The organism is Eudoraea algarum (assembly GCF_050589645.1).
Classification (GTDB): Bacteria; Bacteroidota; Bacteroidia; order Flavobacteriales; family Flavobacteriaceae; genus JBNGOQ01.
In genome coordinates, this window is record NZ_JBNGOQ010000001.1 from 750,953 (window position 1) to 773,077 (window position 22,125).

Here is a 22,125-nt window from a genome sequence, read left to right on the forward strand (position 1 = left end):
TATTTCCTGAAACGTACCAAGATGCATGAAACAACTACTGGTCTTGCGCCGTTGAAATTAGGTATTTATAGGAGGCTTTTGGTCTTCCGACTCTATCAAAGCAGCCAAAATACTGTTGGGGGCTTCTCCTCCAAGGCAAGCCGCCCACGACTTTCTTGGGAACCGCTTCAAAATCATACAAGGTCCAGAACATGTAGGGAAGTTCCTCTTTTTCAAGGGCTTGCTGCATGTCTTTGTAGTACCTAGCCTGCTCCTGCTCGGACCCACTAAACAAGTTCCAGAAACCACTATAGGTAGAATACCCATATTCCTGAAGGAGCAGGGGTTTGTGCGGCACGGTTTCCCGAAGCTTCGCAACCGCCTGCGGAAAGTCTGACGGCTCCAAATAATAATGAAAGGAAACAAAATCTACCTGATCGGCCAATAATGATCCCTTTTCTGGATGGGACCAACCAATGGTAACCGGATGTGTGGGATCCCAGTTTTTGATTTGAAAGACTAGTTCCTGTAACCAAGCCTTTACATTGGACTCGCCCCGGGAAACAAAATCCAGATCAGGTTCGTTTTTTACATCCCAGGCCAATAAGGCTTGGTGGTCTTTAAGCCCTTGAACGATTATCTCGGCGTACCGATGGGTGCGACTCCAATCGGAGATATCGTAATCGCCATAAAAATCAAAGAGGGTCAGCATCACCTTAAGGTTTTTTTCCTCCGCTATATCCATTAGGTTTTCCAATTTTGTCAATTGGTCTGGACCAAAACCGTCATAGGGGACAAATACCCGGACCGTATTTAAGCCCATTTTACGGATACGCTCAAAGTCGCGCTCCGTAATTTTGGTCGAAAACAACGGACCAAAGAGCTCCCAGGGGGTATCTCGGGGATAGTAGTTGAGTCCTTTGATCGTATTTACTTTCAGCTCCGGAATAGCTGCTTTCCCGTCAGGGGGTTGGGTCGATTGGACGCCCTCCAATGCGGTCATATGCCGTATGCGCCAAAAACCATCTTCCAATAGCATCATTACCTGATAACCATGGGGCTGTGTTTGTTGTCGGAGCAGCTCCCCGTTCTGGTAGATTGCCTCATGGATTCTAACGTTGGAATCCGTAAAGACGACCAACTTTCCATCGGCACTGTAGAATTCCAAGCTGGGATGGTGGGATAGGGTAGTGCCCTGGATACTGATTTTTCGTTTCTTGTTGAAATCTATGATCGCCTTTAATTTTGTCTGGGCGCTATCAGTGTAGTGGTCCTTGGACAGGGAAGCATCCGAGTACCGGTACGCCTGATGTCTCAAGTGCCAGGCGCGCAGATAGTCCCGTTCAATGTCCCTTAGGGTCTGGGCTTCCATATCCCGGCCCTTGTTTTTCAAAGTGCTCCAATGTACCTTGGGCAAATAGGTTGTTTCGGTTTCGTGGGCCAGATGCAGCATGGAAGCGCGATCGGCGCCCGAGTTAAGATAGGAGAAAGTGGATCCAATTCCGATGAGGACCAGGGCATTTATTCCCAGAAACGACAGCAACAGGAGTGCTCGGTACATATGTTTGTTCCAGCGGCTATTCATACCATGTTACGGTTTGTTTTTGTACCATACCACCAGCGCGTACCTCCAACAAATAGGTGCCTGGTCCAAAATAGGCCTTTGGAAACTGAAATATACCCAAACCTTTTCGGGTGGTGGTGGTTTTTCGTTCCAGTAGTCGCCCAGCTGGGTCATGAACATGGACACTAATTTGCATCCCGTCGGGTATCAGTTGGCCCATAAAGCTGCGTAGGGGCCCTACGGTGAGTTTTCGCTGATCTTCGGAAGAACTTAGGGCGAGATCCTGGACGGCCCGATCAAAATAGAGCGAAATTGGATTGCTTTCCGCCGCCCCTGTTATATAGGCCTTTACCGTCCAACTATCGGCTTCTTGGGGATGCAGCAATTTGGCCTGCGCACGGCCGTTGATAGTAGTCCCCAAACTGTGCAACAAGGCCCCGGTACCAGTCTCGGCCACAAAGCGGACCAAGGTGCCGTCACTGACCGTATTTCCATAGCTGTCCTCGATAATGGAGGTGACCAAGCTAACCGATTGATGACCGTCCGCATAGGGATGGGTACGCTCCGCCTCAATGCTAAAGTCTTCTGCCAAGGCAGGGAAGACATTGGCTGTTAGTTCCTTGGAGCGGGTTTGTTGATAGGCCGCACTCACCAATATCCTTCCGGCTTTCGGACGGGTAGGAATGCGTTTCCAGGCAACCAGGCCTTGGGTGAGGACACTATCGGTGATCTTAGTTGTATTGGATTGATATTGTATGTTGACCGGCCTGCCTTGTGGTACCGGATTGTCATATAGATCCGTGGCCACTGCGACCAGCATAGTGTGGTCCAAGTGGCCGGCCATCATACTCCTAGGCCCCATATAGGTTTCCAGATGAACTGAACGGTCCTCATTGGGCCTTATTTGGAGCGAGCCGTTTTGTACCATCTTTCCTTTGAGGAGCAATTGCCAATGACAGTTACCGGCCTTTCTCGAATACATTCTGGGAAAGATATAGACTAATCGATTATCTTTTTTTATCGGGGATAGGACGGAAGTTCCCCACACATTTTGGATCAAAAGCTTGGGCAGGGCAACGCCTTCAGGTTGAAACTCCAGGATGATGTCGTCCCCTGCCGTGTAGGTGTCCAAAGGTGGCTTAAGCGTTAGCTGTGCCTCCCTTGTGTCCCCTACGGTCACTTCCGGGGTGCAGCCCCAGAGCAGCCAGAACAGTGGTAGAAGGGAAACAGGGGAACGTAGCTTATTTTGGATTTCCGACATAGGCATTCAGTTCAAATTTTAAAAAACTAAACCCAGGCCCGTTGTAGGGTTGCATTTGTTGCATGGCATGCAACTGTTCCCTTTCGGGGAAGCGTTTTTCACCTACTTCCGCATTGGGTAGCCCATTGACAAAGCAATTTTCGAGGCCACTGCTAATCACCTTTAGGGCACTCATATCTCTGGGAACATACGTAAAGGACTGTTTGCGTTGTACGCGCACACCTTCGCTCAGGAATTGGTGATCTACCCAGAGCAAGTCCCTATCTTTCCCGTAATAGGACACAAGAAGCTGGGGGATGGTCACTTCCTGCACACCCCAATTGAAGAGTGTTCCATCCATGGCTCCCTTGTTTAAACTTACCTCCTGTAGGGCCAGGCGTTTATAAAGATCGGTCTGTGCCACGTTGCCCGCGCACTGAAGGTCAAATTTGGTAGGAGCCTCCCGGAGTTGGATCGGCGTAAATTCTTCCGGGTTGAAGGTGCCTGGAATCCGTTCCCCGTTTTTGGACCAGGCGACGCCCTCAAAGTTTATGCGGAAAGGGGTGATTTCCTTGGGCATCAATTTATGTTTCATATGGTACTTGGCATTGTAGTTTGCCAGTTCAACATTTGCATTGTTGTACAAACTCGCCTTGATGACCACATCGGCAGGCACGTGATCCACGTTTTGCAGTTCGCCAACAATGGCGTATTGCGACCCGAATTTTACCAATTTTGCAGAAAGCACTTCCAGCACTGGTTGTTGCAGTATATCCTCATGATGGGTTTCCTGTGTGGTAATTCTACGCCTACCTTGATTGAAAAAGGAGGTCGTATTGTCTGAAAACAACTGATCCGATGGTAGGTTGTTGTCAAAAGCAAGGGGCCTTAGGTACCAGCGTCCGTCCCTTGCGTTCAATTCGTGCACAAAGGTTTTCTTTATCTTTTCCAGGGGAGTGACCCATTCCGTCCGGACCTGGGCGCGGGCTTTATTAGCGGTCTGCTCCAAAATGTCCACGGCGATGGCATCCAGTTTGGCGTGGGAACTTAGAATCCCATCGGATACCGAAACCTCTAACATATATTGGGCCAGGCTTATCTCACTCGCAGGATCAAGATAGGTATGGGCACGTTCAAACTCCTTAAAATCCACGGCATCGTAATAGGCTTTGAGGACATTCTCGGGCGCACGCTGCGGATGGTGGTTCAAGTAGAATTGATAGAGGCTTAAGGCAACACACAGGAGCACTCCAACAGCCCAAAGCTGATTGAGCGCCAGTAATTTATTGGGAAATGAACTGTAGGCAATTCCGTATTCCATGTAAATGGGTGGGTGTCGCTTTTTTGATTTCAATGCACGGAGCCATAGGGATTGAATGTTCAGCATAAAAGCGATGAGCAAGGTGCATATCGGGACCAGGCCCCACAGCAATTTTAAGGAGACCGCCACATCTTCCTTGGGAAGTAGGGCCGGGAGCGGGGGCACGTTCAGTTTCTCCCACACCTGAATACCATTTTCCAATTGTTGCAGCCGTTGCCAACCACAGAAATAGAGTAGTGGGTCGTAGAACTTGTCGTTCGAAAAGATGTATTTTAAATGGTATTTTTCCGGGACTGTCAAAAACTGCTGTAGGGAACCAATACCTTCTATTCCCTTAAATTTTGAATTTTCCAAGCGTTCTATGGCCCGGGTAGTAAGTTCTGGCAAGCGCCGGGCAGAATGGTAGTTACCATCAACCGTCAGGGTATTGGTCTGGGCAGATAACCAGGCCATCTGATCTCCGAATCCCAAGGTAAGGTAACGCCATTGATCATGCTGATCTTGGTTGAGGAAGTTTACTATGGGCAACATCTTGATCTTTTGAGGCTGTGCGGGCCTAAAGTAACCCAGGCTCATGGTGAAAATGACCATGAACAAAACCCCCGCTGCCAAAAGGCCACTGAGAAACTTGTGGTATACGCCTCCCGTCTTTTTCTTTATCAGCGCCTTCAGGTCTCCTTCGGCTAAGCGATACACCAATTCCCCAAACAGCGGAAGGGCCATTATGGTGGCCCAAAGCGTAAACCGGTCCAGTGTTAGGATGTTAAAGGCATTTTCGCCAAGGAGCATCCTCGGAAGCGGTGTAGTGCCCCCTGTGCCCAACAAGGTAAGCGCTGAAAAGGAAAGGCCAAAAAAGAGGTAACGTTTGCTGTAAAATCGGTAAAACAGATAGGGTAGTAGCACTAAAAGAATGCCCCAGGGTATCAAAAAGAAGACCAGCCCCGAGGAGGTTACCTCCAAAAAGTTGTCGCGCGAACCATGAGGAATGGGTACCTGGGTAATCGGATTTTTTTTCGTGTTGATCCAATAGGGCAGGATACAGACCACAATCAACACCAGTGAAGACATTCCAAAACCGGCAACACGCCAGAACATGGCTCTAAAAGAAGCAATGAATACCCTAAAAGTAACTTTGCCAAGATGGCCTGCCCGTTCCTTTGCTTGGTCTATCAAGGCCATTCCGATCAAGGGAAAAATAAAGAAAACCATCCCGAATATAGGCGTAACATGGTGCGAGGTAACCGTTACAGCGATAAGGGAAAGCGAGGTCAACAGGTATTTGTATTTCCCCGAAGTAAGCCATAGGTATATTTCCGGTAGGGCATGTAGTAGTACGGATAAGCCAATAAGGCTTGGCAATTGCCCAAAAAGATGCAAGGTTTCCAGAAAAGTGGAAGAAAATACGGCCAGAAGACTGGCATAGCCAGCTATTTTTCGGTTGCCAAGAAACACCAGTGAAAAGCGATAGACCCCGGTGATAAACAACAAAATAGCCATGATAGCAAGCACGAACAATCCAAATTTCAATCCCCCAATAAAGGAGAGCAAGGCAATGGACTGATGAACCAGGGGCGGATAGGCTTGTACGGTGAAACCTGTGTACCACCGATAATCCCAGGGCTCAAACCAACTTTGGGCATAATGATCGGCGAAAAAAAGATGGATCAGGGCATCATAGGTGTATTCCAAGGTGAAGAACATGGCCGACCCGTGAAAGGCAACGCCTATAACCAGCGATAAGATCAGTAAAACATTGGTTCGGTCCATGGTTATCTTGTAGGAAAATATAACAAGATAAAGATAGATATATTGTGATATTCGGGCATTATCGCCCACCGCACCAAAGGTTCCATTCATCTACAGTAAACCGTAAATCGACTTTTCCTACACAAATATTGCGTCGAACGAGGCTATGTTTGTCCTGGAAATTGATCGAACATCCGAGCGGTTTCCATCCTGAACCAAAAAAATTTAACCACAAAGACTTAACCTATGAAAATTTTAGCCATTGATGACCAGCAGTTAATTTTACTGTCCTTAGAAAAACAGCTTATAGCCCAAGGCTATGAAGTAATGCTTGCCGGTACCGGTGCAGCCGGGATACAGGCCTTTGATGCCTTTCAACCCGATTTAGTGATTCTGGATATTAACATGCCCGACATATCGGGTCTGGAAGTCGTGAAACACATCCGTATCGATAGAAAGTCGAGTACCCCTATTATGGTAATGTCGGGGAATACCGATGAAAAGGTCATCATAAATGGTTTTAACCTCGGGATCGATGACTATGTCAAAAAGCCGCTGAGTCTCAATGAACTGGGTGCCCGGGTAAGACGCATGTTGGGGACCAGTACCAAACCCACTTTGATCAAAGGGGAGGCCCGTATGCTCCAGAAACGCTGTGTAGGGGTGGTAATTCCCTGCTACAATGAAGCGGAACGGCTCTCTACTGAAGTTTTTAGGGAGTTTGTCCGGAAGCATCTAGGATATCACCTCTGTTTTGTCAATGACGGCAGTACGGACAATACCTTGCAGGTGTTGGAGGAACTCCGCAAGGGGCACGAAGGGACCATTAGTGTTTATAACTGTGCGAAAAATGGGGGCAAGGCCGAGGCCGTTAGGCAAGGGATACTGCATTTGGCCAAGGATACCCAATTGGATTGTATCGGATATCTGGATGCCGACCTCTCCACCGACCTCAGGGATTTTGACCAATTGGTGGATGTGCTGGAGGCGTCTGACTATAAAATAGTAAGTGGCTCCCGAATAAACCGCATGGGTGCGGATATTACCAAGGAATCTGCCCGTAAGATCATTAGCCTTACCATTAATCTGATTATCCGAAAAATTTTGGGCATGCCCTTTAAGGATACCCAATGTGGTGCCAAGATCATGGACCGTGAGATCGCTGAAAATATGTTCCGGAAAAGATTCATCACGCGTTGGTTGTTCGATGTTGAAATTTTTATGCGAATGCGAAAGTTTTATGGAAAGGAAAAGGCCGTAGGCCTTATCTGCGAGAAACCTTTGAACCGATGGATCCATGCCGATGGATCCAAGCTCTCCATGAAGGATTCCGTTAAGATCTTAGGACAGTTGGTCAAAATAGCCGTGCATTATAAAGGTCAAAGTATGCATCCATAGATGGGGGTCGTTTACCGATACCAATGGCGTTTCGGACTTTGCGCTCACTAGTCGAAGAAAACAGACAACTATTTTTGAGGAATAATGCAAAAATCAAGCTTATGAAAACGACAGGAAAGAAGCGTAGGTACAAGGGCTTTTTGAAAACGGGCAGTCCCACCAAAGTGTATCCCATTTATGATATAAGCATCAACCAAAAGGAAATTGTATTGAGCGTGGTTGCACCCACCATACTTCAATTGGTGTAATTGCGGATGAAGCGACTAAGGAACCGGTGATGAACCACCGGTCCTTTCCGCTCCATATCAAAGACTTTTGATTTGCAGATCGTGGAAGGTATCTGCCTGGAGGCGCAACAATTCCTCCGCTTTTTGTTTTTTGTAGGCATACACGGCCTCTTCCTCGGCAATCTCACCGTAGATTTTTTCGTTCAGGGAAGTGTCCGTGGCCAATATCTTTTGACGCTGTAGCACCTTTTGGGTCACCCAGGTCTCCACGGCTGTTTCCTCATCTTCCAGTTTTAGGTCGTATGGTCCTTTGGGCGCCAATAATTTGGCCACAATGGGCGCCGTTTCAATGGCCAGGAAAAGTAAAAAGATAAAGAAGGATGGAAACCAGGGGAGTTCGCCCAGCGCATTGATCCGTGCCATGAGTCCGTCAAAACCATCAATAATGGGTTGGGAGTCATTTACTGCGACGGCATACTCCGTATTTAGATTGGCAATCTGCGCTTCGATATCCGCAATTTTCTGTTTGTTTGTTTGTTTAAGTTGTTGCAACTCCTGAAGGTAGGCGTCGTGTTTTTCCCTTTTTTCCTTGTAGACAGGCCCTTTTCCCAGCAGCATGGTCCCTGCCCTGCCCTCGGCCTCGGAAATATAGGTTTCGTAAAGCGCATTGGTCTCGGCCTCCTTGGCGGTTATCTCGCCCTTTAGGGCATCTATTTCTTGATTAAGGCCGGCGACCACCGGTGTGTATTGTTGTGCGATCTGCTCCTTGTTGGCAAGGGTAAGTTCGTTTTTCTGTTCCAGGAGCACCTGATCTATTTCCTTTTGGAAGATCTTCATTTCCAGAGGTTTGGAAATGACCACGGCAATAATAATCGCCAGTACGATTCGCGGAGCTGCCTGGAGCAACTCACTTCTAAAACTGTCCCTTTTTTTAATGGTGGAAACAATGAAACGGTCCAGGTTAAAGATGAGCAGACCCCATATAAGACCAAAGAAAATGGCGGTGTATACGTTATCAAAAACGGTATAAAGGGCATAGCTGCAGGCGATAAAGGCCATGACCGCCGTGAAGAAAACGGTGGCGCCAATGCCAGCATATTTGTTGCGTTCGCCGGGGGAACAGGTTTCCAAAATAGAGGCATCCGCCCCGGAGCAGAGGATAAAAAAGTTTTGTATCATAACAGTGTTCTAAATGGATTGATAGAATGTTAGAACGTGATTCCTGACAATTTGTTACAAAAAAGCCATGGAAATAGCCACTTTTAGATGGTTTTGGGCGTTTGATGTCGCTAATACTCAAATTTTGGCTAAAAAGCCCTGAGCCAAATCCCTGTACCGCTCGTCCGGATTTAGCTCCAGGCATTTTTTGAAATGTATTGCTGCCCGGTCAAAATCCTCGAGTCGATAGTAGCCGATTCCCAAATTGAAAAAGGCCTTATAGCTTTTTGGGTTCAGTTGGATATTTAGGACAAAATAATCCAGCGCTTCCCTTCCCTTTTCACCCATAGATAGTAGATGTCCGGTATGGTTTAACTGCTCATAGTCAAAATGGCAGCCGCCATTGTTTGCGTAGACCATTTGGAACATCTGCAACATCCGATCAAAAGGGATGTGTTCCAACACCTTTGAATGAAAGGTATTGGTATAGGACGTTTGGTACCATTGCATCAAGCGCACGGAGGTTTCGGTAAAACCGCTTTTGGTGCACCTAAAGATCAAATCCTGTAGATCGGCTTCGGGATAGTTCACCACCTTGTCCGAAGTCAGTCGGTCATTCAAAAAAGCCGTTAGTCCTTCGCCTTTATGATTTTTGTAGCGTTCAAAGAGTTTCGCAACGGTGGGTATGCCTTTTTTGCTTTTTATTTTTACGAAGCTTGTGTCCGACGGTTGCTCAAATACTTGGGCCATCATGCTCCCATAATCAAAGGAATATTTGTATACACCATCAAGAAAGGCCAGCGAATATTTGGCAATAAGGTTGTAACCTCTAATTTTATCCGCGGCATCGCCAGAACCAAAAAGCTTTATGAACTTGGAAGCGAGATCGGTATGATCTAATTGAGGAAGATTTACCATATAGGCATCACTGTAAACCAGTTTGTCGTAGAAAGGAAGTTCATTCATATAACCCAGGGAATTGATAAAGAGCATGGGTTTGGTAAACCTGCGGTAGTCCTCATAGGGAGAATCCTTGAAAAAGTCATAGGCTTCGTGGATACTGGGATCCAACCCGATCCAAGCATCCACAGATCGATTACGGGCCATCATAAGTACATTGGATAGGCCCCCAAGGCTAAATCCACCCAACGAGATTTTATGGGGATCTGCATTGGGGAATTTGTCCAAAATACTTAACAGGTACTCCATGTCCCGGGCCTGGGTTTCCACGCTGATGCGCGAGATAGGCATTTCACGTGTTTCGGGACCCACACTTGGACTGGAGACTACCACATAGCCATGACTTGCCAGAAATTCGAACAAGAGGGCGTTTTCGAATGCGGTAGACCACCAGCTAGGTCCGTATATGAGTACAGGAAAGCGTTTTTTCTCTTCGAACGGGGCATTTTTGACCGCTTTCATCGGAGCGTTCAATTCCCTGTCCAATACATCGAGATTGACAGGGTCGGTTTCGATGAATTCTGCTATGAGACGCTCCCTTCCCTCTTTGGTTAACACCGTTCTCCCGACCTCATGGGCCTTGAGAAAAAAGTAGTCTTCGTATTTGATGGGCGTTTGCCCTGTTGCAACGGCCGGGTACCAAACACAAACCTGTATAGGCCTTGAAATGGTTTTGCCCTTGTCCTTGGAGGCATCCGATTCAACGGAGAAGCTTCTCGATTTATCCAGGGTGTTAAATTCACGAAATCCAATGGCATATGGCCCATAAGGTTCGGAAATGGACAAGACAGATTCTTGAGCGCCGACCGATAAAAAGATCAATATAAAGAGCGGTAGTATGTAATGGTATATTTTCATGACGGTTCAAATTGGTATGGTGGTTGGGCGGGATGGTCTCATTTCCCAGACCGCCGATTTAAGGTTTGGTCAACACCACGCCCATGGCACCGATAACCTAAAAAAGGTTATGGAAGATGCCGGCTGACTTAGAGCGTGGTTATTGAAATTAGTCTTCGATAATGTCAAAAGGTTCGCTGGATAGCTCCACTATGGGCCTTTTGAGACCGGTATGCCTAGCTCTTAAATGCAGGCCTTTGGCCTCCCGATAAATTTTGAGGGCTTTGGACGCGGATATTTTTTTGCCATTGTGGTAGAACTCCGCATTTTTCTCGGCCATTTCCTCGATAAAGTCTTTTGGTGATTTCGCTGGCGCCGGAGGAGACGGATCTACAAGTACCCTAACAGATTTAGGTGAAATTGGCGCCACCACGTTCACCTCTGGTTCAGGGGCCAAAGTAGGCCGTACGTACACTACTTCCTGCGCCGACGGGGATATCACGGGAGCCACTTCAACCACAACTTCGTCCACAAGCGGCGGTGCTGGAGGAGGGGGTGGTTCGGGAAGCTCAGGGAAGGGCTCAGCATCCTGCCTCTGGGCAGCGGTCATCAGGTCATAAATGTAGCGCATACGTTCTACCTCGCTCCCTAGGATACGCATATGCTCCTTGGGCATCGCATTGTATTTTTTGGCCAACGCATTGTACTCGGCCACCATGGCTGGAGTGGCTTTTTCCTGTGGCACAACGGGAGGAGCCACATGCGTGGGTAAGGGCTCGGCAGTTTTGCGCTGTACCGGGGTCATAAGCGCATAGATATGGCCCATGCGCAAAAGGTCTTCGGAGCGCACTTTTCTCGGATCCAGGGGAACCACATTGTATGCCTTGGCCAGGCTATTGTACTCGGCCACTACTTGGGTAGAGGCCTTTTCCTCTTGTATGGGGTGGTTGTGCGTAGCGATCGCTGCGGACGGCTCCTGCACATAGTTTTTTTGGCTGAAGCTGGACAACAACAGTGCTAAAAGGGGAAGTGTTAAAAAGCTTCTGATCCAGATGGCGCGTTTTGATGTTTTTGTTTTCATGACGGTAAATCGTTTTTTGATGGATGAATAATTGATGGCATTTGCCAATACCGGCTGATAGGTATTTGATGAAAATGATAATATGGTTTTTTGGTATACGGCCGGCTCAATTCCTTTTTGGACCACTTCGGAATCGGCCAAAAACTCATGGTTCAGCTTTATGGCGCGTTTTAGTAGATAGATGAAGGGGTTAAACCAGAACAGCAGCTGTACCAATTCGATACAGAGAATGTCCAACGAATGCTTTTGCCGGGCGTGGATCTCCTCATGCATCATCACTTCCCGCGGAATCTGACGAGTTTCAAATTTTTCCCGGTTCAAGAATACATAGTTGAAAAAGGTATGGGGCACCAGGGGTTCGGTATGCAACACCTGGGTAATACGGTTCACTTTTTGTTTGGGATTGTGTTTTATCCGCCGGCGCAGTTGCAGCAGGTTCTTTACAAATCTAAAACTGAACAATGCCACTCCTACGCCATAGATAGACCAAAGAATCAAGGGTAGATTAAGGGTGTCCAGATCCGTTGGAACGGGCTCAACGGTGCCATTCGCCGATTCCAGAAGCACGGGTGCCAACTGGGAGGCAGGTTCAAGATAAATGGTAAAGGTCAGGAGGGGAATGCCCAAGGATACCAGCAGGGCCCCCAATAGGTAATATCTTTTAAAGACATTCATATGCTGCCGTTCCAACAATAGTTTGTAGAACAAAAAGAAAAGGGCCAGGCATGCGCCCGAATTTAGCAAATAGTCCAACATCTTATTTCTTTTTGAGTTCGTTATCGATCAAGGTCTTCAGGTCCTCCAGCTCTTCCTTGCTGAGGTTGGTCTCCTTGGTAAAGAAAGAGGCAAATTGGGAGGCGCTGTCATTAAAGAAGTTCTTGATAAGTCCGTTCACATGTTTAGAGAAATAGTCCTTCTTTTTCACCAAAGGGTAATACTCCCTGGATTTTCCATGGGTGGTATAGGCGATAAAGGTTTTGTCCGTCATGCGCTTTAACAAGGTCGCCACCGTAGTGGTTGCAGGTTTTGGGTCCGGATAGGCCTCCAAGAGATCTTTCATAAAGGCTTTTTCCATTTTCCACAGATGGTTCATCAACTCCTCTTCCGTTTTTGACAGTTTCATGTGCGTAGTATTCAAATGTATTCTACAAACATAGAATAAAATTTTATATTCTACAAATGTAGAGTTGTTTTTCTGGCATTTTTTCCCAACTGCCCGGGCGAAGTCTTGTGTGACTTAGGTCACACTTTTTCTCCTTGGGATGTACTAACTTTAATACAATAAAATCCAAGGCCATGACAACAACAGTAGTAGTAGGCGGCAATTTTGCGGGGATGACCGCAGCTCTTGAAATTAAGCGTAAGGGAAAAGGGGATCACAGGGTAATTATGATAGATAAATCGCCCTTGTTTTTGTTTATCCCTTCGCTCATTTGGGTTCCATTTGGAAGGAGGGAAGTAAAGGACATTTCCTTTAGAAAGGATAAAATCCTTGAAAAAAAAGGTGTGGAATACAGACATGCCGAGGCCTTAAGGGTAGATACGGACAAACAGTTGGTCTTTACCACAAAGGGAGAAGTGTCCTATGATCATTTGGTAATCGCCACAGGTCCCAAGGTGAAATACGATGTCGCCCCCGGCGTTAAGGAACATGCTTATTACGTGGGCACACCCGAAGGGGCAATGAAAATCAGGAAGAAATTGGAGGAATTCAAAAAGAATCCTGGACCAATCGTTATCGGGGCTACACAAAATGCAGGCTGCATGGGTGCAGCCTACGAGTTTTTGTTCAATATTGAAAAATGGCTCCGGGAACAAAAAATCAGAAAAAAAGTAGACCTCTATTGGATTACCCCAGAAACCTTTTTGGGGCATTTCGGTATTGATGGGATGACCGGCGGGGAAACCATGCTGAAGTCCTTTATGAAAATGTTCCGTATCCATTACCGGACAGAGGTGGGTGTCAAAGAAGTTATGGAGGATAAGGTAATCTTAACTTCAGGGGAAGCTTTGCCTAGTAGTTTCACCATGTTGATGCCACCCTTCCTAGGAGTCGATTTTGTGAGCAATTCCACCCAACTAGGGGCTACCTCCACCGGCTATTTACCCGTAGGAGAGGACTATAGGCATATTAAGATTCCCAATGTTTGGGCTGCCGGAATCGCGGTAGACGTAAAGTTGCCCTTTACCCCTGGCAAAGTGCCCTTTTCCGGCCCTAAAACGGGATATCCTTCCGATGAAACTGGTAAAATAGTAGCGGAAAACATCATTAGGGTCACTAAAGGGAAAAACAAATTAAAGAAAAAAGCCTGGGGCAGGATCCCTGGAATATGTGTGATGGATGCCGGAAAAAAGGAGGTGATCATTATAAGTGACCGACTTTTTAAACCCAGAAATTTTGCCATTATGATACCCAACGTCTTCTACGATTTTTCCAAAGTCCTCTTTGAAAAATACTTTCTTTGGAAAACGCGAAACGGGTATTCGCAACTCCCCTGAATACCGTTTTGACCAACATGGGGAAGCACCCTATTGTTTGCTCATTTCTGTAAAATTGGAGTAAAAATAGGGAATGGTCTCAATGCCCTTGAGGTAGTTCCAGACCCCAAAGTGTTCGTTGGGCGAATGGATGGCATCGGTATCCAGTCCAAAGCCCATCAAGATGGTCTTGCTGCCCAGTTCCTTTTCAAAGAGCGAGATGATGGGAATGCTGCCCCCGGTCCTTTGCGGGATGGGGGTCTTGCCAAAAGTGGTCTCGTAGGCCTTGGCTGCTGCCCTATAGCCCACATAATCAATAGGGGTAACATACCCTTGCCCCCCATGGTGCGGGGTTACCTTCACCTTTACCCCTTCTGGGGCGATGTTTTTAAAGTGCGTACTGAAAAGTGTGGTAATCTCCTCCCAATCTTGGTTGGGAACCAGTCGCATGGAGATTTTGGCATAGGCCTTGCTGGCGATAACGGTTTTGGCCCCTTCGCCGATATAGCCGCCCCAAATGCCATTGACATCGAGTGTAGGCCGTATGGAGTTGCGTTCGTTGGTGGTATAACCCTTTTCGCCATACACCGCTTCAATATCCAGTTCGTCTTTATACGCTTCCAGTTCAAAGGGGGCTTTGGCCATTTCTGCACGCTCCTCCTGGGATAGTTCTATTACGTTGTCATAGAATCCTGGAATGGTAATATGGTTGTTTTCATCATGAAGGGACGCGATCATTTTCGCTAGGATATTGATGGGATTGGCCACCGCTCCGCCGTATAGCCCGGAGTGCAGGTCCCTGTTGGGACCGGTAACTTCCACTTCCACATAACTAAGGCCCCTAAGGCCCGTAGTAATGGAGGGTACCTCCTTGGCGATCATGCCGGTATCGGAAATTAAAATGATATCGTTGGACAGCTTCTCCTGGTTTTCCTCTACAAAAGCCGCCAGACTTCTACTGCCTACTTCTTCCTCTCCTTCGATCATGAATTTTACGTTGCAGGGCAGCTGGTCGGTTTTCACCATAAACTCCAAGGCCTTCACGTGCATATAAAATTGTCCTTTGTCATCGCAGGCACCCCGGGCAAAAATAGCGCCCTCTGGATGCAGTTCCGTGGCCTTGATGACCGGTTCAAAAGGCGGGGAATCCCATAGGTCCATGGGATCTGGGGGTTGTACATCGTAATGGCCATAGACCAGAACCGTGGGCAGATCGGCGCTCACTTTTCGCTCTCCATATACAATAGGGTACCCTTGGGTCTCACAAATTTCCACCGCTGTACAACCGGCCCGTTCAAGGGATCGGGCCACGGCTTGGGCGGTATCCATCACGTCTTGAGAAAAGGCGGGATCGGCGCTGACGGAAGGGATTTTTAGGAGTTCGACAAGCTCTTTGATAAATCGGTCCCTGTGTTGGACCACGTATTCACCTATGTTTTGCATATACCAAAGTTTGATGGTAGCTTAAATGTACAAAAAGCAGCACTATTTTTTAAAGACGTAGTGTTTTTAAATTGAAATTTTACTTTATATTTGCAGTCCTTTTGCAGGCGTGGTGGAATTGGTAGACACGCTAGACTTAGGATCTAGTGCCGAAAGGTGTGAGAGTTCGAGTCTCTCCGCCTGTACAAAGTAAAGGCCCGTCCATTTTTGGACGGGCTTCATTTTTTTGAAGTGGGGAGCGAGAACCTGCCTTCCGGCAGGCAGGGTTTACGCCCTACACAAGCCACGGGGAGTCTCGGAATTTATCACGAGCTAGGTCGAGGGCCAGTACAAAGAGCGAAAGCCTCTCGGAAACGAGGGGCTTTTTTATTCCAAATATTGAACAGGGTTTGGGAGAGACGAGAAGCTTGTCCCGAACGAAATGGACACGAGTCCGGGGGTTTATCTAGAGCGGGGTCGAAGGGGAGGTACCTAAAGGGATAACTGCAATTTGGTAATGATTCAAAAGTTCAAGGACGCGGGGTTTAATCAACCCATACGCTTTCAGGCGCCAGGTACCAAAACCTAGATTTAGTACTCCCTGGATTTGCGAGGCTATTTTACGTATATTGTGGGTAGAGAACATTTTATCTTTATTCCTCCTTGGAAGGTGATTGCGGAATCAGAGCGATATGGGGTACAAGAAACATTTCAAACGAATTTTGGCCAAACAATTTCCCGAATCACATGATTCAATAATACGTGATGCGGACAAGATATACATGCAGGTTTCCAAGGACACGAAATTTTCAAAAAGTTCATCAAATCCACTCGATAAAAGATTGGAGGTAATGGCATATTTCTTGGCTACCATCCAAACACTGGAGGAAAAACAAACTGATTTTCAGATAATAAAAACGGTTTGCATTGAAATAGCTTTGGATTACGTAAGACCAAAGAACAGATTTCAAAAAAGTCTTAAAAAACTTCCTCCCAAGCTTATCAACACTAAATTATCCAGCTTGGTTCTAAAAGTGATGGACAAAAAATTGAGCAAGAAGGGACATGAGGATGGATTCCTCGCAAAGATAATTACCGACAAAAAAGAAACCTTTGGGTTTGGTTATGGCATTGACATATTGGAGTGCGGAATATGCAAATTGTTCAACAAACATAATGCGCAACAATACACTCCCATTTTATGCGAAGTGGATAAAATTACCTCAAGTCTAGCCGGACTCGAACTTATCAGAAAGGGAACAATAGCAAATGGCGCTGACAAATGCGACTTTAGATTCAAAAAAAAATAGAAAATAGCATTAACGCTGCATGCTCATAAGCCTAGAAATGATTATCCCTGGTTTATTTTAATGAGTTTCCAATTACACAGTATTGTGGAAACCCAGGGTCGGTACAAAACACAAATGCCCCACATTTTCGTGAGGCATTTTTTTGTTCAGGTACAACCAGCGCCGAATTTTTTATGCGTTCAATTTTAAAATGCTTACTCCCTTACCGGCAACATATTGGAGGTGTCCACCGGAAAGCTATCGTATTTGTTGTACAATTTGAGATATTTCCCTGGGTCTATGGGCTGTTCACATAGTGTTTCGCTCAGCCCCCTAAAGAACCCCTCCCGTTTCTGCGATGGATTGAAAAGCAGCGTAAGCGCTACTTCCTCATCCGTATCATTTTGAAAGCCATGCGGCGTCATCCTAGGGGCATAGACGACCGTACCAGGACCCGCATCATATCGTTTTTCCGGGGTGCCCGCAAAGATGGTCAGGGTCCCTTTCTGGACAATAAAGGTCTCATCCATAAATCGGTGGTAATGCAACTTGGCCCCTATGGCTTTCGGTGCCAACTTTATCGTATACACGCCTAACTGGTCATTGGTCAGTTCGCTAGTGACCTTGAAGGTAAATGAGATGCCGTTCATTTTAAATGTTTCTCCTTCCTCAACGGGAATTACCGAGGCCCTATTCTCTAACTGGTCATTAAAAAAATCTACTTTCATATGTTTTGGGTTTAAAAAGTTTCTAGAATCTGTTGTTTAATTTTCATCATGTTTTTGTCCAATTGTTCAGGGTACGCCGTTCCTTCCAAAGAGAACGCCCTTTTCGTTTCGATGCCCATATGTCCCAATATGGTTTTTAGGTAGGGTTCCTGAAAATCATAAGGTTCCATAGGTGTTCCCAAATAGGACCCGCCTTTGCAAAGGGCCAGATAGGCTCCTTTGTTTTTTAGCATGCCGAAATACTTGCCGTCTTCATCAATACCAAAGGTCTTTCCCACACGGACTACCTGATCAAAATACGCCTTAAGGTTGGACGGAACATTCAGATTGTAGAGCGGACTGCTGATCAGTATATCATCGACATTACTTAATTCGGCGATCAATTCATCCGAGATTTCAAGGGCCGCTTTGAGAGACGCACCTCGTTGGTCATGGGGCGTGTAAAAACCTTGGATGGTTTTGTTGTGAATATGCGGCACGTTAAAATCTGCCAGATCGCGGTAGACTACCTTGCCTTTGGGGTGTGAGGCTTTCCACTTTTCCTCGACCAAATCGGCAAGCTTCCTGGAATGGGAACCTTCTTTTCTTGAACTGGAGTCAATTCTTAATAATCGTTTCATTTGTTGCAATTTTGTCTATAGGAAATAGACAAAATTGGGGTGCAAAACGTGACGGTGTTGCTATCGAAACCCGCTTTCTACGTGAAGCGACTGCCAACTCACCTCGGATTCATATTGCGGTTACTCCCATTTTAAATGGCTGATCGGGTTGCTATGTTTTTCAATTTTTTGGGATCTATTACCGAGTTGATCGCGTATACCTTCCCATTGGAAGCAATGGAAAATACCTGACAAGTGTTAAGTTCCTCACCCGTATAGAAGAGAATGGCTGGTTGGTGATTTATTTCTACAAATCGGATGGTCTGTCCTATCTGAAATTTTTTGTATACCTCCAGAAGAAGAACAATGCAGTTCTCTCTACCCAAGGTCAAATTGCGAAGTACCTTCACATCTGTGCCTCCATCGGCAACGACCTTGATATCTTCGGAAAACAAGGCCTCCAATTCCTCAACGTTCCCGTTGCTTATGGCGGTGACGTATCTGTTAAGGTACCCAGTAGCCTCCCCCTTGGCTATTTTGGCCGAAGGTTTTCTTGCTGGATTGATCTTGGCCTTGGCCCTGCTCAAGAGTTTTCGGGAATTTTCGGCGGTGCCCGAGATGACCTCGGCAATTTCCTGGTGCGAATAGTTAAAGGCCTCTTTTAAAATGAATACGGCCCTTTCCCTAACGTTTAATTGTTCCAATAAAACAAGCAAGGAGTAGGAAACAATGTCCTTAAGATGCAATTCCAGGTCCGATTCTTCAGTGGCCACAGGTTCCGGGAGTTGCTCCAAATGGGAAGCGAATTTTTTAGTGCGGTTTTTGACGTTGATCGCGTGGTTCACTACGCTGGTTATGAGGTAATTTTTTTCGTTCCTTATTTCATTTGAAGTTTCGTTTTTTGAAACAAAATGTTTGCTTAGGACATCTTGGACAATGTCTTTTGCGTCATCTGCAGACCCTATGATGTTGTAGGCATAGGGGAACAACATGTTGCGGTATTTTGCTATGGGTTCATCCATCCTTTTCATTCTTTGTTTTTGTTATGGGCCCATGGTCTTCGAAAAATTATATGGGTTTGCCATAAGACGCCATTCATTTGCCTTTAGCCAGCAGTTTTGAAATACCGGCCAGCTGCGAAATAAGGACCAGGGGCACGATGACCGATGGCAGCCAAACCAGAGGAAAGTACATCACCCCGATGTTGGGTTGATCAAAGGCCATTTGTTGGAAAGGGGTTTTTGCACTGAGCACGGCGATGGTCAGGATATTGATCAACAAGCCTAAACTGATGGCATTCCAGAAGAGCAACAGCTTGCGCTTTACAACTCCTCCTCTAAAGGCGACCATGTAAACAAGCAGTGCGGTTAATCCCGAAATGATATCGAAATTCTTACCTTCAAAGGTCATGTCCTCCGGTATAAGGCCGCCCAGAAATATGTAAAAGAGCACTAACTCTACAGGAACCCTTACCGTATGCAGGAGTGTCAGCCATTTAAGATCCAACGACTGGATAAATGTTTTACCACCTTTGGTCAGGAACAGCAGTGCAGCAACGACAAAGCCAGGCGCCAACAAAAAGATAAACCTGGGCGGAACGGCATCAAAATTTTGATAAAAGCCCGATAGTCCAATGCCCGCTTGGATCAAAAGCCAGATGACTAGGACGTACAAGACGCCTTTGTTCTTTTTGGCGGCCAACCAAAACAGGAAAATAGTGAGTAGGGTAGTGGCAACAAATAAAAGTATGATCCAGTTAGGGATATTTTCCATGGTATAAAGGTTTTTTAAATCAATCCAGTGTACACAAAGATTTTATGCCAAATCACGGTCAGTTCGTTTTAGCTCCCTTCAGTGTTTGGAGCTATCGTGAAACTGCCAAAGCACGTTCACGATTTGCCACGTGCCATTGAGTTTAATGATATGCATCAAATCGATCCATTCGTCCGCGATGAGTTTCACCGACGCCGTATTTCCGGTAATATCCAGAATAACGACCTCTTTTTTAGGGGGCTCTGGAAACCTGTCCCCTTCTATGTTATAGGTTTCCGCCAAGAGGACCATGGCATCGGCAAAGGTTTCCCGCAAATACTGTTTTTTAGTTTTTTTGTCGGTCCAGAAGGTTCTTTTTACCATTCTTGGATGCAGGGCACGTTCCATGAGTTCGGGTTTAAGTTGGTGTTGGGACTCAATATAGTCCAAGGCGGCCCTTTCAACCGCCAACGAATCCTGCAGGGCTTGGGCATTGAGTGATGTTAGCGCCAACAGGAAACTGGCGCACCATAATGGGAGACTCCTTCTCATGTCATTTAAGGTTTAGTACATTTTAATGTGATTACTTCTTGTTTTTGATTGACAATTTAGAGATAGAAAACGTGACCACATAATTTTCAAGGAAAAAGCCGTCCACCCATGTGGCGAAGTGTCCTTTTGGCCGAAACAAAAAAGCAGGGACCGGTCAGATTCCTACTTTTTAACGCCTTGCCAAAGGCCGGACCCTACATCTTTAATCGGTCGAACAATATGGCGGATTCCACAAATTTTCTGTGATTGGTATCCGTGAGCTTTTCCAGCAGGTCAAAGGAAGCGATGTAGCTTACCAAACTTCCATTGGACGATATGAATTTTCCGTCCTGCACCACGGCTACCTTGCTGTCATCGGCCACTTTTAAGGCAGGGTAATCAGCCTGCAGCGCCTTACCGCCCGTTACATAGGTCACAATTTCCCTGCCATCGGCGATTCCTGTCTCACCAATGATGAAGGCGCCCGCGCAATGGCTGGCCACATAATCCGTAGTCTTGTTTTGTTCCCTGACAAATGCCACCAATTTGCTGTCCGATGTCTGATCGGCAGGATTATAGGAACTGGGCACGACCAAAACGGTTAATTCCGGTACTTCATCCACCGTGTAATCAGGGGTTATTTGCAAACCATGTGCACTGTGGTACGTTTTGTTTTCCGTAGCGATCGTGATCACATTAAAGCGTGTTTTCCCCTTAGCATCGGTGTTCGAAAAGACATCCAGCGGCGCTATCACCTCGTTCATAATAACGCCTTCAAAAATGAGCACCCCAATAGTGGGCAGATCCTCGTTGATGGTTTTTGCTTTCATGTGAACAGATGCCTCTTCCTTTGGGGCTGCCGTGGCCATATCCTTGTTTTTAGACTGCCCTGAACAACCTATGATCAGTGGAATGAACGAATAGTATAAAAATGCTTTTTTCATTGTATATGTTTTTGGACAAAATTACTAGAGGCACCGTTGGGGATTCTTAATCTAGATTAAGAAATGTGATTATTTTTTTCTGCTCCTAATCTTGCTAACGAACTCAGGCGACATGCCCAAATAGGAGGCAATCATGTATTGGGGGACTCTTTGGACAAAATCGGGATTGTGGGAAATAAAGGTTTGGAACAGCTCCTCTCCGGACAGGCTCATCATAAATTCCAATCTTGCCTGTATGGCAATATAGGTCTTCTCCATTATTTTTCTGAAAAGCTGATCGGCTTTAGGGAGTTCAACACACAGGCGGTTAAGGTCTTCCTCGGAAAGTTCCAGCATTTGTGTGTCCTCAAGGGCCTCGATATAGCAATGGGAAACGGTTTTGTTAATGACGCTCGCATAATCCGTGATCCACCAGTTGTCCACCCCAAAATGAATGATCTGTTCGTTTCCTTTTTTGTCAATATAAAACTGCCTGACTACTCCTTTGATGATGAAGTATCTTGATCGGCACACTTGCCCTGCTTCAAGAAGGAACTCCTTTTTCTTCAGGTTCCTGGGCTTCAAATAGGATACAAAGAGCGCTATTTCCTCTTCTGAGAGGTCCACATATCTTTGGATATAGTCCAACAAATCCGGGTGCATCGTATTCCAATTTTCCACAGGTATTTAAAGTATGCCAGCCAAACAACTTTTTAGCCTTTGATTTAAAGTGATGGTCTTTGTTTGACAACAATACAAATAATTGATCAAATCAACACCATAGGGTCGCTATACCACGATCAGTGAAGGCATAGCAATTTTACTTCTGGGGCACACCTGACAAATTTGGATATTTTCATTTATGGTTTCAGGGGAAATCTCTTTTTCTTAA

General features: G+C 46.2%; 20 protein-coding genes and 1 tRNA gene. 6 read left to right on the plus strand and 15 right to left on the minus strand.

What is annotated here, in order from left to right; translation table 11 throughout:
* Positions 1–34: 34 nt before the first annotated feature.
* Genes ACRD67_RS03520 through ACRD67_RS03530 form a run of 3 tightly spaced genes read right to left on the minus strand, consistent with a single transcriptional unit; the run spans position 35 to position 5,871 of the window.
* Positions 35–1,564 (minus strand): cellulase family glycosylhydrolase, encoded by a 1,530-nt coding sequence (locus ACRD67_RS03520; RefSeq protein ID WP_430965655.1) that lies wholly within the window; start codon positions 1,562–1,564, stop codon positions 35–37.
* Positions 1,557–2,804: a hypothetical protein gene (locus ACRD67_RS03525; RefSeq protein WP_430965656.1), complete on the minus strand. Its 1,248-nt coding sequence runs from the start codon at positions 2,802–2,804 to the stop codon at positions 1,557–1,559. Before ACRD67_RS03525 ends, ACRD67_RS03520 begins: the two co-directional genes overlap by 8 nt.
* Positions 2,785–5,871, minus strand: a complete 3,087-nt coding sequence (locus tag ACRD67_RS03530) for a hypothetical protein (RefSeq protein WP_430966180.1) — start codon at positions 5,869–5,871, stop codon at positions 2,785–2,787. The genes ACRD67_RS03525 and ACRD67_RS03530 overlap by 20 nt, the downstream gene beginning before the upstream one ends.
* 225 nt (positions 5,872–6,096) lie before the next feature.
* Between ACRD67_RS03530 and ACRD67_RS03535 the strand changes: the two genes are divergently transcribed.
* Positions 6,097–7,248, plus strand: a complete 1,152-nt coding sequence (locus ACRD67_RS03535; RefSeq protein WP_430965657.1) for a response regulator — start codon at positions 6,097–6,099, stop codon at positions 7,246–7,248.
* Positions 7,249–7,349: 101 nt separating this feature from the next.
* Positions 7,350–7,496, plus strand: a complete 147-nt coding sequence (locus ACRD67_RS03540) for a hypothetical protein (RefSeq protein WP_430965658.1) — start codon at positions 7,350–7,352, stop codon at positions 7,494–7,496.
* A 57-nt stretch (positions 7,497–7,553) separates the two neighbouring features.
* Here the strand turns inward: ACRD67_RS03540 and ACRD67_RS03545 are convergent, their stop codons facing one another.
* Both ACRD67_RS03545 and ACRD67_RS03550 read right to left on the minus strand, forming a co-directional pair.
* Positions 7,554–8,654: a DUF4407 domain-containing protein gene (locus ACRD67_RS03545; protein WP_430965659.1), complete on the minus strand. Its 1,101-nt coding sequence runs from the start codon at positions 8,652–8,654 to the stop codon at positions 7,554–7,556.
* A 117-nt stretch (positions 8,655–8,771) separates the two neighbouring features.
* On the minus strand, positions 8,772–10,451 hold the full coding sequence (locus ACRD67_RS03550; protein ID WP_430965660.1) for a tetratricopeptide repeat protein: 1,680 nt from the start codon (positions 10,449–10,451) through the stop codon (positions 8,772–8,774).
* Between ACRD67_RS03550 and ACRD67_RS03555 the strand changes: the two genes are divergently transcribed.
* Positions 10,450–10,578 (plus strand): hypothetical protein, encoded by a 129-nt coding sequence (locus ACRD67_RS03555; protein WP_430965661.1) that lies wholly within the window; start codon positions 10,450–10,452, stop codon positions 10,576–10,578. The two genes, ACRD67_RS03550 and ACRD67_RS03555, sit on opposite strands and share 2 nt — an antisense overlap.
* Positions 10,579–10,599: 21 nt before the next feature.
* On the opposite strand, the gene ACRD67_RS03560 is transcribed toward ACRD67_RS03555, so the two are convergent.
* Entirely contained in the window at positions 10,600–12,267 is a 1,668-nt protein-coding gene (locus ACRD67_RS03560; RefSeq protein ID WP_430965662.1) for a M56 family metallopeptidase, read from the minus strand.
* Position 12,268: 1 nt separating this feature from the next.
* Positions 12,269–12,634, minus strand: coding sequence for a BlaI/MecI/CopY family transcriptional regulator (locus ACRD67_RS03565; RefSeq protein WP_430965663.1), 366 nt, complete (start codon positions 12,632–12,634; stop codon positions 12,269–12,271).
* 173 nt (positions 12,635–12,807) lie between these two features.
* Here ACRD67_RS03565 and ACRD67_RS03570 point away from each other — a divergent pair, with 173 nt between their 5' ends.
* Positions 12,808–14,010 carry an NAD(P)/FAD-dependent oxidoreductase gene (locus tag ACRD67_RS03570; protein WP_430965664.1) on the plus strand — a complete coding sequence of 401 codons (1,203 nt, stop codon included), beginning with the start codon at positions 12,808–12,810 and terminating at the stop codon, positions 14,008–14,010.
* A 30-nt stretch (positions 14,011–14,040) separates the two neighbouring features.
* On the opposite strand, the gene ACRD67_RS03575 is transcribed toward ACRD67_RS03570, so the two are convergent.
* On the minus strand, positions 14,041–15,432 hold the full coding sequence (locus ACRD67_RS03575) for a dipeptidase (RefSeq protein ID WP_430965665.1): 1,392 nt from the start codon (positions 15,430–15,432) through the stop codon (positions 14,041–14,043).
* A 103-nt stretch (positions 15,433–15,535) separates the two neighbouring features.
* Between ACRD67_RS03575 and ACRD67_RS03580 the strand changes: the two genes are divergently transcribed.
* Positions 15,536–15,617 (plus strand) — tRNA-Leu (locus ACRD67_RS03580).
* A 516-nt stretch (positions 15,618–16,133) separates the two neighbouring features.
* On the plus strand, positions 16,134–16,721 hold the full coding sequence (locus ACRD67_RS03585; RefSeq protein ID WP_430965666.1) for an L-2-amino-thiazoline-4-carboxylic acid hydrolase: 588 nt from the start codon (positions 16,134–16,136) through the stop codon (positions 16,719–16,721).
* A 194-nt stretch (positions 16,722–16,915) separates the two neighbouring features.
* Here ACRD67_RS03585 and ACRD67_RS03590 read toward each other — a convergent pair whose 3' ends face one another.
* From ACRD67_RS03590 to ACRD67_RS03620, 7 genes are all read right to left on the minus strand, one after another.
* Positions 16,916–17,428 (minus strand): cupin domain-containing protein, encoded by a 513-nt coding sequence (locus ACRD67_RS03590; RefSeq protein ID WP_430965667.1) that lies wholly within the window; start codon positions 17,426–17,428, stop codon positions 16,916–16,918.
* 11 nt (positions 17,429–17,439) lie between these two features.
* Complete coding sequence (locus ACRD67_RS03595; protein ID WP_430965668.1) at positions 17,440–18,048, minus strand: FMN-dependent NADH-azoreductase; 609 nt, start codon at positions 18,046–18,048, stop codon at positions 17,440–17,442.
* Positions 18,049–18,179: 131 nt separating this feature from the next.
* Positions 18,180–19,058, minus strand: a complete 879-nt coding sequence (locus ACRD67_RS03600; protein ID WP_430965669.1) for a sigma-70 family RNA polymerase sigma factor — start codon at positions 19,056–19,058, stop codon at positions 18,180–18,182.
* A gap of 64 nt (positions 19,059–19,122) precedes the next feature.
* Positions 19,123–19,800, minus strand: coding sequence for a DUF8737 domain-containing protein (locus ACRD67_RS03605; protein WP_430965670.1), 678 nt, complete (start codon positions 19,798–19,800; stop codon positions 19,123–19,125).
* Between the two features lie 78 nt (positions 19,801–19,878).
* Complete coding sequence (locus ACRD67_RS03610; RefSeq protein WP_430965671.1) at positions 19,879–20,331, minus strand: nuclear transport factor 2 family protein; 453 nt, start codon at positions 20,329–20,331, stop codon at positions 19,879–19,881.
* A 194-nt stretch (positions 20,332–20,525) separates the two neighbouring features.
* A complete protein-coding gene (locus ACRD67_RS03615) occupies positions 20,526–21,254 on the minus strand; it encodes a DJ-1/PfpI family protein (RefSeq protein ID WP_430965672.1) in 729 nt (242 codons plus the stop codon).
* A 69-nt stretch (positions 21,255–21,323) separates the two neighbouring features.
* A complete protein-coding gene (locus tag ACRD67_RS03620; protein ID WP_430965673.1) occupies positions 21,324–21,896 on the minus strand; it encodes a Crp/Fnr family transcriptional regulator in 573 nt (190 codons plus the stop codon).
* Positions 21,897–22,125: the final 229 nt, after the last annotated feature.